Origin of the sequence: Arthrobacter sp. Soil782 (assembly GCF_001428435.1) — a bacterium.
Classification (GTDB): Bacteria; Actinomycetota; Actinomycetes; order Actinomycetales; family Micrococcaceae; genus Arthrobacter_D; species Arthrobacter_D parietis.
Genome location: NZ_LMSO01000007.1, coordinates 13,893 through 29,515, shown reverse-complemented (window position 1 = coordinate 29,515; position 15,623 = coordinate 13,893). Strand labels below are relative to the sequence as shown.

General features: G+C 64.2%; 14 protein-coding genes. 6 read left to right on the top strand and 8 right to left on the bottom strand.

Annotated elements, in window-relative coordinates; genetic code table 11:
* Positions 1 to 38: 38 nt before the first annotated feature.
* From der to ASH00_RS07710, 8 genes are all read right to left on the bottom strand, one after another.
* A complete protein-coding gene (der, locus tag ASH00_RS07745) occupies positions 39 to 1,571 on the bottom strand; it encodes a ribosome biogenesis GTPase Der (protein ID WP_056547053.1) in 1,533 nt (510 codons plus the stop codon).
* Positions 1,572 to 1,589: 18 nt separating this feature from the next.
* Entirely contained in the window at positions 1,590 to 2,288 is a 699-nt protein-coding gene (gene cmk / locus ASH00_RS07740; RefSeq protein ID WP_056547047.1) for a (d)CMP kinase, read from the bottom strand.
* On the bottom strand, positions 2,285 to 3,397 hold the full coding sequence (locus ASH00_RS07735) for a prephenate dehydrogenase (RefSeq protein ID WP_056547044.1): 1,113 nt from the start codon (positions 3,395 to 3,397) through the stop codon (positions 2,285 to 2,287). The genes cmk and ASH00_RS07735 overlap by 4 nt, the downstream gene beginning before the upstream one ends.
* 3 nt (positions 3,398 to 3,400) lie before the next feature.
* Complete coding sequence (locus ASH00_RS07730; RefSeq protein ID WP_056547041.1) at positions 3,401 to 4,537, bottom strand: pseudouridine synthase; 1,137 nt, start codon at positions 4,535 to 4,537, stop codon at positions 3,401 to 3,403.
* Between the two features lie 23 nt (positions 4,538 to 4,560).
* A complete protein-coding gene (gene scpB / locus ASH00_RS07725) occupies positions 4,561 to 5,220 on the bottom strand; it encodes an SMC-Scp complex subunit ScpB (protein WP_442854346.1) in 660 nt (219 codons plus the stop codon).
* A complete protein-coding gene (locus tag ASH00_RS07720; RefSeq protein WP_056547038.1) occupies positions 5,204 to 6,115 on the bottom strand; it encodes a segregation and condensation protein A in 912 nt (303 codons plus the stop codon). Before ASH00_RS07720 ends, scpB begins: the two co-directional genes overlap by 17 nt.
* Positions 6,116 to 6,130: 15 nt before the next feature.
* On the bottom strand, positions 6,131 to 7,018 hold the full coding sequence (locus ASH00_RS07715) for a ParA family protein (protein ID WP_056547036.1): 888 nt from the start codon (positions 7,016 to 7,018) through the stop codon (positions 6,131 to 6,133).
* Positions 7,019 to 7,261: 243 nt separating this feature from the next.
* The gene (locus ASH00_RS07710; RefSeq protein ID WP_056547034.1) at positions 7,262 to 8,689 is read right to left on the bottom strand and encodes a cation:dicarboxylate symporter family transporter; all 1,428 of its coding nucleotides are present in this window, start codon (positions 8,687 to 8,689) and stop codon (positions 7,262 to 7,264) included.
* 170 nt (positions 8,690 to 8,859) lie between these two features.
* Between ASH00_RS07710 and ASH00_RS07705 the strand changes: the two genes are divergently transcribed.
* From ASH00_RS07705 to ASH00_RS07680, 6 genes are all read left to right on the top strand, one after another.
* Positions 8,860 to 10,503: a sensor histidine kinase gene (locus ASH00_RS07705; RefSeq protein WP_082565984.1), complete on the top strand. Its 1,644-nt coding sequence runs from the start codon at positions 8,860 to 8,862 to the stop codon at positions 10,501 to 10,503.
* Positions 10,496 to 11,212, top strand: a complete 717-nt coding sequence (locus tag ASH00_RS07700) for a response regulator (RefSeq protein WP_200954776.1) — start codon at positions 10,496 to 10,498, stop codon at positions 11,210 to 11,212. The genes ASH00_RS07705 and ASH00_RS07700 overlap by 8 nt, the downstream gene beginning before the upstream one ends.
* Before the next feature lie 116 nt (positions 11,213 to 11,328).
* A complete protein-coding gene (locus tag ASH00_RS07695; RefSeq protein ID WP_056547028.1) occupies positions 11,329 to 12,006 on the top strand; it encodes a GntR family transcriptional regulator in 678 nt (225 codons plus the stop codon).
* Entirely contained in the window at positions 11,999 to 13,516 is a 1,518-nt protein-coding gene (locus ASH00_RS07690; protein WP_056547025.1) for an MmgE/PrpD family protein, read from the top strand. Before ASH00_RS07695 ends, ASH00_RS07690 begins: the two co-directional genes overlap by 8 nt.
* Positions 13,517 to 14,422 (top strand): methylisocitrate lyase, encoded by a 906-nt coding sequence (gene prpB, locus ASH00_RS07685; protein WP_056547022.1) that lies wholly within the window; start codon positions 13,517 to 13,519, stop codon positions 14,420 to 14,422.
* 45 nt (positions 14,423 to 14,467) lie between these two features.
* Positions 14,468 to 15,607, top strand: coding sequence for a bifunctional 2-methylcitrate synthase/citrate synthase (locus ASH00_RS07680; protein WP_056547019.1), 1,140 nt, complete (start codon positions 14,468 to 14,470; stop codon positions 15,605 to 15,607).
* Positions 15,608 to 15,623: the final 16 nt, after the last annotated feature.

The following is a 15,623-nucleotide window of genomic DNA, read 5'->3' as shown; positions in this document are numbered from 1 at the left end:
TGCCCTGACCGGCGAACCGGTGCAGGGCGACGATGCACCTACTTCTTGCGGCCGCGCTTCTCCCGGACCCTCATCGAAACCTCGATCGGGGTCCCCTCGAATCCGAACGTCTCACGCAGGCGGCGTGTGATGAACCGGCGGTACCCGGGATCGAGGAATCCGGTAGTGAAGAGGACAAAACGCGGCGGACGTGAGGAGGCCTGCGTCCCAAACAGAATGCGCGGCTGCTTTCCACCACGCAGCGGGTGCGGATGGGCTGCCACGAGCTCACCAAGGAACGCATTCAGTTTGCCCGTCGGAATTCGCTTGTCCCAAGACTCGAGCGCACGATCAAGCGCAGGCACCAAACGGTCCTTGTGCCAACCGGTCTTCGCCGAGATATTAACGCGCGGAGCCCACTCGACGTGCGCCAGGTCCTGCTCGATCTCGCGTTCCAGGTAGCGGCGGCGTTCGTCGTCGAGCAGGTCCCACTTGTTGAACGCGAGCACCAGCGCACGGCCGGATTCAATCGTCAGATTGAGGATCCGCACATCCTGCTCACTGAGCACCTCATCAACCGCGAGGAGGACGACGGCGACCTCCGCCTTCTCCAGCGCGGACTGAGTGCGCAGCGACGCATAGAAATCGGCGCCCTGCGCCATATGCTGGCGCCGGCGGATGCCCGCAGTATCGACGAACCGCCACACGCGGCCACCGAGCTCGATCATCTCGTCCACGGGATCGCGCGTGGTGCCGGCCAACGGGTCAACGACAACCCGCTCGGTACCTGCCAATTTGTTCAGCAGGGAGGACTTGCCAACGTTCGGGCGCCCGATCAGCGCAACGCGGCGCGGGCCCCCGGTACGCTCCAGTCCGCCGTGCTCGGAAAACTCCGGCATGAGCTCAACAGCCCTGTCCAGCATGTCCGCCGTACCGCGGCCGTGCAACGCGGAAACCGGCATCGGCTCGCCGAAGCCAAGCGACCAGAGCGCTGCGGCATCGGCCTCATTCTGGATGTCGTCGACCTTATTGGCGACCAGGATGACCGGCCTCTTCTTGCGCCGCAGCATCCGCACGATCGCCTCGTCTGTGGCGGTAGCCCCGACCGTTGCATCCACAACAAGCAGCACGGCATCGGCGAGGTCGACGGCGGCCTCAGCCTGGTCGGCGACGCGAGCGTGAATACCGCGCGCATCATGTTCCCAACCGCCGGTGTCCACCAGCGTGAAGTCGTTGCCGTTCCAGGTGGCCGAGTACATCACGCGGTCACGCGTGACACCCGGAGTGTCTTCCACGACTGCTTCTCGGCGTCCGAGGATGCGGTTCACGAGGGTCGACTTGCCGACGTTGGGACGCCCGACGATCGCAAGGACCGGATCCAGCCGGACCGGGGCGTCGTCGTCGTAATCGCCCAACTCCTGCGCGAGGAGGGCTGCGTCCTCCTCGTCCAGCTCATAGTCCTCCAGACCGGCGCGCAGCGATTCAGCGCGGCGGTCAGCCTCCGCATCATCAAGGGCATGGATGTGTTCGGCTACGGAGTCCTCGCCCGTGGGCTCGTACTCTTCCTCAAGTCCGGTCTGGTTCTCGCTCATATTTCGCGATCCTTCGTTTTATTGGTGGGCGACAGTGCGAACGACGTCGAGCACCGCCGCCACTGTCTGCTCAAAATCCAGGTCCGACGAGTCAACGGTAACTACACCGTTTGCGGCCTGCTGAAAATTCACCACTGCGGAGTCCTTCGCATCACGCGCCAGGACCTGCCGCTTCAGTTGCTCCGCTGTCTGGGTACCGCCGAGCTGGTCCCCGCGCCGCCGCAACCGCGCCTCCTCGCTGGCGGTCAGGAGGATACGTACCTCCGCGTCAGGAGCAACGACGGTGGTGATGTCCCTGCCTTCTGCCACGATGCGGTGGTGGGAGTCGGCAATGATCTGGCGCTGCCGGCGAATCAGTTCACTGCGCGCACCGAGGGTGGTCGCGACGGCGCTGACGGCCTGCGAAACCTGCGGTTCGCGGATGGCGTCCGTGACGTCGATTCCGCTGATCAATACTGACTCGGTATCCGGCCGGGTACTGATGGACAGATCGAGTTCACGGGAGGCTCGTTCCACCGCGCCGGCGTCGGAGAAATCGACGCCCTTCTCGAGGCAGTGAAGTGTCACCGCACGGTACATTGCGCCGGTGTCGAGGTAGGCCGCGTGAAGCCGTCGGGCAGTTTCCCGGCTGACGCTGGACTTGCCCGAACCGGACGGCCCGTCGATGGCCACGACAAGTGATTTGCCCAATCGGAAGTGGGCGAGAGATGCAGTCACTGGACCACCTTCCAGCCACGGTTTGTCAGGAAATTGGTGAGCTCGTGCCGCTTGCCGGGCAGCACGGAGACCTCGGCCATGCCCACCTGCCGCTCAGGTGAATGTTCCAGGCGGAGGTCCTCAAGGTTGATTCCGGTTTCCCCGATGTCGGTGAGCAACCGCGCGATCTGCCCTGGAACGTCATCGACCAGCACGGTAAGCCGGGCAAAGGCTTCCGGCGGTGTGCCGTGCTTGCCTGGAATACGTGCCTGGCCGATGTTTCCCTCGGCCATCAGCTGTGCCATGTCCAGGCGGGCGCCCTCCGCCACCGGGTTTTCGAGTGTCCCGATCAGCCGGTTCAGGTCCTCGCGCACCCCGTAGAGAATCTCGACGAGCCGGCCGGCATTCGCCGAGAGGATCTGGACCCACAGCCGGGGGTCGCTCGCGGCGATACGCGTCACGTCCCGGAGCCCGTTACCGGCGAGGGACAGCGCGTGTGCAGGCGTGTCCTGCAGCCGGCTCGCCAGGAGGGACGACAAGACCTGCGGCAGGTGTGAAATAACCGCAACTGACTGGTCATGTTCCTCGGCAGACATCCGCGATACGACTGCGCCCAGGTCGATAGCCAGGGCCTCTGCCGTGCGTACCGCTTCCGGCGCACTGCGCTGGGATGCGCAGATCACCCACGGCATGGACGTGAAAAGCTCAGCGCGGGCCGCTACCGGCCCGGATTTTTCGCGCCCGGCCATCGGGTGGGTGCCTACATAGCGTAGGAGGGCGTCGTCGTCGGCTGCTTCCAGAACCGACTTCAGCACCGCATCCTTGACACTTGCAATATCGACGACGACTGCGGCTGGGTACGCTGCCAGCGCATCAATCACGAGCGCACCGGTGACGTCCGGCGGCGCCGCAACAACCACGAGTTCCGGCGCGAATGCGGCATCAGCCGGCTCAAGTGGCCGGCCGGCTCCGATGTCCTGCGCCACGGCCTGGGTGGACGGGGAGATGTCCGACAGGACAACATCGACTCCCCGCGCGCGCAGACCGAGCCCGATACTGGTGCCGAGCAACCCGGTGCCGACGATCAGCACGGGCCCGGACAGGTGTGTGCCGCCGTTTGTTACGGTCATCGGCTACATCTCCACAGCGGCCAGGAGGTGCCCAACTTCCTGACGGCCGAGAACGCGGATGCTGCCCTGACGCTGGTCGCCGACGCGAATTGGACCGAACTGGGTGCGGACCAGACGCTCGACCGGGTGCCCGATGGCATCGAACAAGCGGCGCACCACGCGGTTGCGGCCAGAGTGGAGAACGACCTCCACGAGCACGTGCCCGGGAGTGGAATCGACAAGCCTGAAGGAATCAACCCGGGCGATGCCGTCCTCCAGCTCAATGCCTTCCTTCATCTGGGCGCCGATGCCGTGGGCCATGGGGCCACGGACCTGCACCAGGTAGGTCTTGGGCACCTCGAAGGACGGATGCGTCAGGCGGTTGGTAAGTTCGCCGTCGTTGGTCAGCAGCAGCAGGCCTTCGGTTGCGACGTCGAGGCGGCCGATGTGAAAGAGACGCTCGCCCTTGCGGTTCTTCAGGAAGTCGCTGATGCAGGGGCGGCCTTCAGGGTCTTCCATAGTGGAGACGACACCCTTGGGCTTGTTGAAGGCGTAGTACATCATGGTCTCGTTGAGCTGAAGACGGAGGCCATCGACGTGGATCGCTGCCGTCGATGCATCGACGCGCACGCCGAGGTCCGTCACGATGGTGCCGTCAACCTCGACGCGGCCGTCACGGATCATGTCCTCGCACACCCGGCGGGAGGCGACACCGGCGGACGCCATGATCTTCTGCAGGCGGACGCCGTCGGGATTGTGCACATCGAGCCGGTCGACGGGCGGGGCCTTGGGGCGGCGGGGGCGGTGCACTGCGCCGAGGTTGCGGCCGAACCGCTCTTTGCCGAAGGGCGCTGATCCGGCGGAAGCACCGCGCTGACCGCTGCGCGCTGTTTTCGGAGCACCCTTGGCTGCGCCCGCGCCCTTCGGAGCACCCGCACCCTTGTACCCACCTGCGCCGCCACTCTTGGGAGCACCGGCACCCTTGTAACCGCCTGCGCCCGCACTCTTGGGAGCACCGGTGCGTTTGGGGCCGTCGTATCCCCTGCCTGCGCGTGCGGGCTTCGCGTCACCGGCGTCCCTGGCGGGCTTGCCCCCGGAATCGGAGGCAGGATTACGGCCGTCGCGGTTCCTTCCGGATCCGGAGCGGGGCGCCTGTGTCATTGAAAGTCCTTAGCTGTTGTACGTCAGTACGTGGTGTGATCGAAGTCCTGCAGGTTTTCGAGACCGGGCAGGTGCGGAGAAAGCTTGGGCAGATCGGCAACGGTGCCAATACCCAATCTTTCCAGAAAAAGCGGTGTTGTTCCGTAGAGCACCGCGCCGGTCTCCGGATCGGTAGCAACATCGGCGACAAGTCCACGTTGAACAAGGGTGCGGACCACGGAGTCCACATTCACCCCGCGGATTGCCGACACCCGCGAGCGTGAGACCGGTTGCCGGTAGGCGATGACGGCGAGGGTTTCCAGAGCTGCCTGCGAAAGCCGCGCACTCTGTCCGTCGAGAACAAACCGTCCGACGACGGCAGCGAACTCGCTGCGCGTGTAGAACCGCCACCCGCCGGCGACATTTCGGAGCTCAATACCCCGACGCCGCGTTGGTCCGGGTTCCGGGCCCTGACCAGTATAGCCGTCATACTCGGCCATCAATTCCGCGAGCGCTTCCTGCACCTGCTGGACAGGAACTTCCAGCGCTGTGGCCAACTGCATCTCCGTCACCGGTTCCTCAACGACAAGGAGCACGGCCTCGACTGCGGCCGGCACTCCGCCGGGCAAAGAGGCGACGTCAGTCACCGACCCCTCGCCCGGCTCACCGCGAGTGCCATCAGGTGTTTCAGTTCGCTCGGTCACGGACTCCTCCTTCTGCGTTCTCATCCATAACCGGCGACACGTCCTGATCGTATTCCTCGCTGATGCGCTCCGCTGACCAGTCCCGCTCCCCCGCCGACCACCGGACAGTCAGCTCCCCCAGCGGCGCGGCCTGGTCCATGGTGATGACCATATCCCGGAACATTTCCAGCAGCGCAAGAAAACGGGCGACGACGACAACAAGTGAGCCCGCGTCTGCGGTGAGCTGACGGAAGGACAGTACTCCCTGCTCCCGCAGGCGGTGCCCGATGATGTCGGCTTGCTCGCGGACGCTTACTGCCGGAGCGTGGAGGTGACCAATGCCCACTTCGGTAGGCGCCGGTTCGCGGGGCTCCAGCGCTTTCGCGGCGATCGCGGCAAAGTCCGACGGCGACATTCGCCAGGTGAGTTCGGGCATCATTGCGGCGAGCCGCGGTTCAAGCGCTACCTCACGCGGGAAGCGTCCGGCCTCTTCGGCGAGGCGCGTGCCCAACTGCCGGGCGATCTCCTTGAATGCCTTGTATTGCAGCAGGCGCGCGAAGAGAAGGTCACGGGCCTCGAGCAGTGCGATGTCCTCCTCGTCCTCAACCTCCCCCGATGGCAGCAACCGCGCCGCTTTGAGATCCAGGAGGGTCGCGGCGATGACAAGGAACTCGCTTGCTTCGTCCAGTGAAAAACTGTCCCCGGCTGCGCTGAAAGCGCGGATGTAGCCGATGAACTCGTCGGTGACCTTCGCGAGGGCAATCTCGGTGATGTTCAGCTCATGCTTGGAGATGAGGCTCAACAAAAGGTCAAACGGCCCGTTGAAGTTGTCGAGCCGGACTTCGAACCGCCCGGCCTTCTCAGGCTCCGGCAGCGCGAGGGGGGCGCCGCCGTCGTCGTGAGCGTCCTGCCCCATCAGGCGGGGAGCCTGCTAAGGCGCGCCGCCGCGGGAGATGAGCTCCCGGGCGAGGTTGCGGTAGGCATCCGCGCCGGAGTGGTTACCGGCGTAGGTGGTGATCGGCTCTGCGGCGACGGTGGCATCAGCGAACTTGATGGTGCGCTTGATGACCGTTTCGAAGACCTTGTCTCCGAAGGCTTCCACGAGACGGGCGATGACCTCTCGGCTGTGGAGCGTCCGCGCGTCATACATGGTTGCGAGGACGCCATCCACCTGCAGTCGCGGATTGAGGCGGTCCTGAACCTTCTCGATGGTTTCGACCAGTAGCGCAACGGCGCGCAACGCGAAGAACTCGCAGATGAGCGGAATGATGACACCATGCGCCGCGGTCAACGCGTTGACTGTCAGGAGACCGAGTGATGGCTGGCAGTCGATGAGGATGACATCGTAGTTGTCCTCGACCTTGCGCAATGCGCGGTCCAGGACCTGCTCGCGGGCGACCTCATTGACCAGCTGCACCTCGGCGGCGGAGAGGTCGATATTCGCGGGGAGGAGGTCGATGTTCTCTACGCCGGTGCGCTGGATGGCGTCCTCGATGTTGACCTTGCGGTCCATGAGGACGTTGTAGACGGTGACGTCGAGCTCGTGTGGATTGGTGCCGAGGCCCGCGGAGAGCGCACCCTGCGGATCGAAGTCTACGAGGAGGACACGGCGGCCCGCTTCTGCGAGCGCGGCGCCCAGGTTGATGGTGGACGTGGTCTTGCCGACACCACCCTTCTGGTTCACCATGGCGATGACGCGGGCGGGACCATGGGAGGCCAGCACCGGCGGTTCGGGAAATTCGGTGACCGGACGTCCGGTGGGGCCAATCTCTGAGTCGGTTGCGTCCTTCAGAGTTGTGGAACCCTGTTCGCTACTCACGTATCTATCCACGCTTCCGTCTAGTGCTTGTCCAGTAACAAGTTACTGTTCGCTTGCTTCCCCACGTTACAACCGCTCCCCTCCGGAGCCGTGGAAATGTAGTGTTCGCGGTGCGCGAGCCTTGAGTCTCAACTTGAGGTTCAAGCTTGAGAGCTTGCTGGCGGTGGAGGTCAGTGAAACAGCAGGACACGCCCCTTATGAGCCTGCAAAAGGGGCGTGTCCAGACAATTCAACGCGGGGGAATCAGTGCGTGGCGCCGACCCTTTCCGCTTCGCGGCCGGTGATGTGTGCTTCGGCGATGTCGGTCTTGGTTTCTGCGCCGTCCTCGGCGGTGTCCGCTTTGGCATCTTCGAAGTGACCGGCAGTCATGGTCGCTTCGTCGAAGGGCAAGCGGCCGGCCAGCACTTCGTCCACCTGACCGCGCTCGATCTCCTTGGTCCAGGTACCGATCAGAACGGTGGCAACGGCGTTGCCGGTGAAGTTGGTCAGTGCGCGTGCCTCGGACATGAAGCGGTCAATGCCCACAATAAGGCCGACGCCGTCCACAAGGTCGGGGCGGTGCGACTGCAGGCCGCCTGCCAGGGTGGCCAGGCCTGCGCCAGTGACACCTGCTGCACCCTTCGACGCGATGATCATGAAGATCAGCAGCGAGATCTGCTCACCGAGCGCCAGTGGGGTACCGAGGGCGGAGGCAACGAACAGCGATGCCATGGTCAGGTAGATGGCGGTGCCGTCAAGGTTGAAGGAGTAACCGGTAGGAACCGTGACACCGACTACCGGCTTGGAGACACCCAGGTGCTCCATCTTCGCGATCAGGCGGGGCAGTGCTGCTTCCGAGGACGAGGTCGAGAAGATGAGCAGGTACTCGCGGCCCAGGTACTTCATCAGCTTGAAGATGTTGAGGCCGGTGACGATCTTGAGGAGACCGCCGAGGATGACGACGATGAATATGATGCAGGTGACGTAGAACGCGGCCATCAGGGTGAACATGCTCACAATGGCCTGGACTCCGGTTTCGCCGACGACGGCGGCAATGGCCCCGAAGGCGCCGATCGGTGCGAGCCACATGACCATGATGAGGATGCGGAAGACCAGCGCCTGGATGTGGCCGATGCCGCGCAGGATCGGCTTACCGGCCGTTCCCATCTTCTGCAGCGCAAAACCGACCAGCAGGGCGACAAAGAGTGTCTGGAGGATGCTGGTGCCGGTCAGCGAGGACAGCAGGGTGTCCGGAATGATGCCGAGCAGGAAGTCAACCGTTCCCTCAGCTTCCTTGCTCTCTGTCTCATAGGTGGCGCCGGAAATGTCCAGGCCTGCACCGGGCTTGACGATATTTCCGACCACGAGGCCGATTCCCAGGGCGAACGTGGACATCAGCATGAAGTATCCGAGGGCCAGACCGCCGACTTTGCCGACAGTTGCCGCTTTCGCAATGGACCCGATGCCCAGCACGATGGTGCAGAAGATGATCGGGGCGATCATCATCTTGATCAGACCGATGAAGGCCGTGCCGATGGGCTTGAGTGATTTGGCAACCTCAGGCGCAGCGAGGCCAAGAATTGCGCCGGCGATGACGGCGACGATGACGGCAATGTAGAGAAAGTGGGTCTTATCCACCTTCTTGCGGGGTTTGTCGACCGAAGCGGCAGACTGTGCAGGCATCTTCGCCATGCTATTTACTCCTTATGCTGGTAGGCGGCCCGATGGCCGGTTCCTAACCATCGTGAGCGCTAGAGTGATGCCGGTCACGATTGCGTTCATACTGTTCGCCGGACCGTGGACAATGCTGGGCAACTGCCAGAAGAACGGGCGCCGTCGCAGGCGGAAGGAGCGTGATCCGAGTGAGGAACTGGAGCCTGGCACGTCAGTTCTTCATTGGCCAACTCGTCTTCGTCCTCGCGCTGACCACGACCATCTCCTGGGTCCTCTACCTCGATGCGGAGGACAACACCTTCGATTCCGCATCGGCGCGCATGCTCGCAGTCGCCACCACGTTCGCCAACGATCCCTTTGTCCTTGAAGCGGTGCAGTCCCCGAATCCCTCGGACCTCCTGCAGCCCTACGCGGCGGAAGTGATGGATGAGCTCGGCGTTGATTTCGTGACCATTATGGACACCGACCGCACCCGCTACACCCACCGAAACCCCAGTGAGATCGGCGGCCAGTACATCGGATCCGTTGAGCAGGCGCTTGGCGGAGTCCCTCACGTCGAGTTGTTCACGGGGACACTGGGACCGTCAGTCCGTGCGATTGTCCCCGTCACCACACCGGATAACGCCGTCACCGCCCTGGTCTCGGCCGGTGTCACCGTTGACACAGTGTCCATTGCGCGCAATGCGCAGTTGCCGCTCGTCTGGCTCATTGCAGCCGGTGCGCTCACCGCCGGAACAATCGTTTCCCTGGTGCTGAGCCGCCACCTTCGCCGGGCAACGCTTGGCCTTGGCACCGAACAGCTCTCGCGCATGTTCGTTTTTTACGATTCAGTGCTGCACTCCGTGCGTGACGGCCTGGCGCTGACCAACCTTCGGGGGGATCTGGTGCTCTACAACGACCAGGCCGCAGCGCTGCTGAACTTGCCGCCGTCGGTTCCGGGCGAGCCAAAGCCGGCGTCCGACGTCGGCCTCTCGCCCTCTATTCGCGAGCTGCTGGCGAGCGGCCGCCGCGCGGTGGACGAAATCCATGTCACCGATGACCGTGTGCTGGTGGTCAACCAGGAACCGGCCGTCCCGGCGTCGGGAACAAAGCACCTGGGCACAGTGACCACCATCCGCGACCACACCGAGCTGGAGGCCCTCTCGGACGAAGTTCAGACCATGCGTACCCTGACCGAAGCGCTTCGGGCGCAAACCCATGAGCACGCCAATCGTCTGCACACCATCGTGTCCCTCATCGAACTTGACCGCGGGACGGAGGCCCTCGAGTTTGCGACGAGGGACCTTCAGCAGTCGCAGCAGCTCACCGATGAGGTGGTGGCCGCCATCGACGAACCGTTCATCACCGCGCTCCTGGTGGGCAAGGCGGCGCAGGCGAACGAACGGGGGCTGCACCTGGACATCGATGTTGCAGGCACCCTCGAAACCCACGGCATGGATCCGAGGGACCTCGTCACGATCATCGGCAACCTGCTGGACAACGCGTTCGATGCCGCCGCCTCCTCGGCGGAACGGTCCGTCTCGCTTTCGATCTTCACAGCGGGCGATGACGCCGGCTTTGTTGACATCGAGGTCGGCGACAGTGGGCCCGGCTTGAGCGAGGCCCAGCTCGGCACGATCTTCACGCTGGGCTCCAGCTCCAAAGGCACGGCAGGAACTCGCGGTCTCGGGCTGGCACTGGTTCGGCAGGCCGTGCACCGGCTCGGCGGCACCATTGCCGTCACCAACGACGGCGGCGCACTCTTCACGGTCCGCCTCCCGGCCGGACCGCGCGCGCCGGAAAGCGCAGACCCCGCCGGACCGCGAGCGCACGGGGAGGCTACCCGTGGCTGACCGGCCCGCCGCTCACCCCATCCGGGTACTCGTGGTGGAGGACGATCCCATCGCGGCGGAGGCCCACGCTCTGTACGTGAAGCGTCTCGAAGGGTTTGACCTCGCTGGTATTGCCGGCACCGGATCCGAGGCGCTTGCGATGCTGCGCCGGCAGACCGAGGCGGGAGGCGCCGTCGTCGATCTGGTGTTGCTCGATATGAATCTGCCCGATCTGCACGGACTGGACATCATCCGCAGGATCCGAGGTTCGGGCAGCAGCGTGGACGTTATCGCCATCACAGCGGTACGGGAGCTGGGTGTGGTGCGCTCCGCGATCTCATCCGGAATTGTGCAGTACCTGATCAAGCCGTTCACCTATTCGGCATTCAGCGAGAAGCTGGGCAACTACCGGCTGTTCCGCGAGAACCTGCACGCGCAAGCCTCCTCCACCACGCAATCGGAAGTCGACAACGCGTTCGCAGCGCTGCGTCCGCCGTCGCAGGGAACCCTGCCGAAGGGGCTGTCCGAGGAGACACTGCGCGCCGTCGTTTCCTTCCTGTCTGCTGCGCCGGCGCCCGTGTCAGCGGTGGAAGTTGCGTCCTCGCTGGAACTGTCCCGGGTGACCGCGCGGCGCTATCTGGAACACCTTGCCGACGGCGGGTCTGCCCGTCGGATGCCCCGCTACGGAACGCGTGGTCGCCCCGAACTTGAGTACACCTGGAACCGGTAGCCGAAGGCGTCGAAAGGTCCGGATGTATACAAAATGCGCACTAGAGCGGTGATATCTTGTCTCTTGCGCCTTTTCTGTATACATTGGAGCAGTGGTACGGGCGATGGAGCAGGCAGATGCGGGCCAGTGACCGCGCCTATCAGGCTCTGCGCGCTGACATCATCGAGTGGCGGCTGGGGCCGGGCACCGTACTGGCGGAAGTCGAGCAGTCAGCCCGGCTCGGTGTCTCCCGAACACCGCTGCGGGAGGCCCTGTCACGGTTGACGGCCGAAGGATTGACGGCTCCTCAGCCGGGACGCGGCGTCATCGTCAGTGAGGTGTCCCTTGAGAAGATCACCGGGCTGTTTGATGTCCGTATCTCCCTGGACTGCACGGCGGCTGCCCTCGCTGCGACGCGCGGGGAACAAAGCACGTTCCAGGAACTGACCCGCCGGTTCGAATCGGCGTCCTCACTGATTGAGGAGTCTGACGGTGAGCAGCGCGAGTACTACAAGCTGGTCGCCGAGCTCGACGCCGCAATTGATGCAGCGGCCGCTAACCCCTACCTCCTTCAGGCCCAGCGGCACTTGCGCACTCACCTGAGCCGCGTGCGCCGGCTCGCCCAGGACGATGTTGCACGCCTGACTGCCTCCGCGTCCGAACATGCGCAGATAGCCCGGTCCATTGCCCAGGCCAACACCGACCTGGCCGTCGCATCCACCAAGGTCCATCTCCACAACAGCCTGCAGTACCTGCTGGCCGCCCGAACAGACAGCACCGCGAAAACCGTCCGAGAGGAAACACCACATGGTTGAGCTACACCCCGTCCGAGTGCACCGCAGCGAGGAAAACCTGCCCCGAAGCGGCCAGCTGGCCTGGAAAATCGCCGAGGTGGCTGCCGATCCCGTCGGAGTCGACGACGACGTGACCGACATGGTGATCAACCGCATCATCGACAACGCGTCCGTCGCCGTTGCGTCCCTCTCCCGCGCACCGATCGTGGCTGCCCGCGCCCAGGCGCTGAGCCACCCCCTCTCGGCCAACGGACGCGGCGCAACGGTTTTCGGGATTGACGGGAAATCTTCGCCTGAGTGGGCCGCCTGGGCCAACGGGGTCGCCGTACGCGAACTCGACTATCACGACACCTTCCTCGCCGCGGACTACTCCCATCCGGGAGACAACGTCCCGCCGATCCTCGCCGTCGCCCAGCACACGGGGGCAAGCGGGGCGGACCTCCTGCGCGGCATCGCCACCGGCTACGAGATCCAGGTGGACCTGGTGAAGGCGATCTGCCTGCACAAGCACAAGATCGACCACGTTGCGCATCTCGGTCCGTCCGCGGCTGCAGGGATCGGGACCCTCCTCGGCCTCGACGTCGAGACGATCTTCCAGTCGGTCGGGCAGGCGCTGCATACGACGACGGCAACGCGCCAGTCACGCAAGGGCGAAATTTCGACGTGGAAGGCCCACGCGCCGGCCTTCGCGGGCAAGATGGCCGTGGAAGCCGTGGACCGGGCCATGCGCGGGCAGACCTCCCCCACACCGATTTACGAGGGTGAGGACGGCGTGATCGCGTGGATGCTCGACGGCCCCGACGCCCGCTATGAGGTTCCGCTGCCCACCCAGGGCGAATCGAAGCGGGCAATCCTGGACACGTACACGAAGGAGCACTCCGCCGAGTACCAGGCGCAGGCGTGGATTGACCTGGCACGCAGGCTCCATAGCGCACATCCAGACGTCACCGACCCGCAGAAGGTTGAGGCCGTCCGGATCCACACCTCGCACCACACCCACTACGTGATCGGCTCGGGCGCGAATGACCCGCAAAAGTACGACCCAACGGCGTCCCGTGAGACGCTCGACCACTCGATCCCCTACATCTTCACCGTTGCACTGCAGGACGGGCGCTGGCACCACGTCGACTCCTACACTCCCGAACGCGCTTCCCGCGCCGACACGGTCGAACTCTGGCGAAAAGTCACCACGGTGGAGGACGCTGAATGGACCCGGCGCTACCACTCACTGGACATCAGCGAGAAGGCGTTCGGCGGAAGGGTGGAGATCACTCTCACCGACGGAACCGTCATTACTGATGAGATTGCCGTCGCTGATGCCCACCCGCTGGGTGCCCGCCCCTTCGCCCGCGAGCAGTACATCGGCAAACTCCGCACCCTCGCAAACGGAATCGTGGACGACGCGGAGGTCGACCGCTTCCTCGACGCTGTCCAGCGGCTGCCGCTGCTTGCGTCCGGTGAGCTGGATCAGCTGAACCTGACTGCCGCCGTCGGCGTCCTTTCCGCACAAGCACCGAAGGGGCTGTTCTAAGTGCTGTACTCCTCCATTACACCGGAGAAAAAGCGCGAAGTGCTGTGCGCAAGCCTGACCTCCGGCCGCATCCAGCAGTTCCCCGGAGCCTTCAACCCCCTGTCCGCCCGCCTGATCGAGGACAAGGGGTTCGATGGCGTCTATATCTCCGGAGCTGTTCTCGCCAATGACCTTGGCTTGCCCGATATCGGGCTCACGACCCTGACCGAAGTTGCCACGCGCGCCGGCCAGATAGCGCGTATGACGGACCTCCCTTCGCTGGTGGACGCGGACACCGGTTTCGGCGAACCGATGAACGTCGCCAGGACGGTGCAGGAGCTGGAGAACGCGGGCCTGGCCGGCTGCCACATCGAGGATCAGTTCAATCCGAAGCGGTGCGGCCATCTGGACGGCAAGAACGTTGTGGACACTGACACTGCCGTGAAGCGAATCCGCGCCGCTGCCGATGGTCGCCGCGATCCCAACTTCCTTGTGATGGCCAGGACTGATATTCGCGGCACCGATACGTTGCAGGCAGCCCAGGAGCGGGCGAAGGCTCTTGTTGACGCCGGTGCGGACGCCATTTTTCCGGAGGCGATGCGGGATCTGATCGAGTTTGAGGCGATCCGCAATGCGGTCGATGTACCGATCCTCGCGAATATGACCGAGTTCGGAAAGAGTGAACTCTTCTCGATCACGGACCTCGAATCCGTGGGTGTCAACATGGTCATCTATCCAGTGACGCTGCTGCGTAGTGCCATGGGCGCGGCGGAGCGTACGCTGGAAACGATCAAGGCCGACGGCACCCAGCAGGGCGCTGTTACTTCCATGCAGACCCGCGCCAGACTCTACGAGCTCGTCGACTACGAAGCGTACAACCAGTTCGATACCTCAGTGTTCAACTTCCAGGTCCCCGGCGGACGCTAAGCCGGGCCCAGCGCACCCACCACTTACAGACGAAGGAGTCAAGGCATGACCGAACCGCAGATCTACAAGGGCCTCGCCGGCGTCACCGCGGACACCACCGCAATTTCGAAGGTGAACCCCGAGTCCAATTCGCTGCTCTACCGGGGGTACCCGGTTCAGGAGCTTGCGGCCGCGGTGAACTTCGAGGACGTCGCCTGGCTGCTCTGGCACGGCGAGCTCCCGACCGAAGCGGAAGCCCGTGAATTCCACTCCGCGGAACGCTCAGCCCGTACGCTCGCGGACAACATAAGGGCCGCCATCGACCTGCTGCCGCTCAGCTGCCACCCGATGGACGTCAGCCGTACCGCTGTATCGGTGATCGGAGCGAACCACCCGAAGGCAGAGGATTCATCTCCGGAGGCCGAACTGGAGAAAGCGGTGGAGCTGTTTGCTGCCTTCCCCGCAGTCGTTGCCTACGACCAGCGGCGCCGCCGCGGGCTGGAGCCGGTGGAACCCCGTGACGATCTGGATTACTCCGCGAACTTCCTGTGGATGACCTTCGGCGAGGAGGCGGCACCGGAGGTGGTCGAGGCCTTCAATATCTCGATGATCCTGTATGCAGAGCACTCCTTCAACGCCTCAACGTTCACCGCCCGCGTCATCACCTCCACGTTGGCCGATCTTCACTCCGCGGTGACCGGGGCTATCGGAGCGCTCAAGGGTCCGCTGCACGGCGGTGCCAACGAGGCCGTCATGCATACCTTCGAGGAAATCGGCATCCGCGAAGAGGAGTCCGTAGAGGAAGCGACCGCCCGGGCCAAGGCATGGATGGACGAGGCCCTGGCCCAGAAGAAGAAGATCATGGGCTTCGGCCACCGCGTCTACAAGAACGGTGATTCCCGGGTACCCACCATGAAAGCGGCCCTCGACGGCATGATCAAGCACTACGGGCGGCCGGAAATCCTCGGTCTGTATGAGGGCCTGGAAACAGCCATGCAGGAGGCCAAGGGAATCAAGCCGAACCTCGACTACCCCGGCGGTCCCGTCTACCACCTCATGGGTTTCGATACCGAGATGTTCACCCCGCTCTTCATTGCCGCCCGGATCACCGGGTGGACTGCCCACGTGATGGAGCAGCGCGCAGCGAACTCACTGATCCGGCCGCTGGCTGCGTACAACGGTCCGGAGGAACGTCACCTTTCCTGACCGCGGACCGGACCTG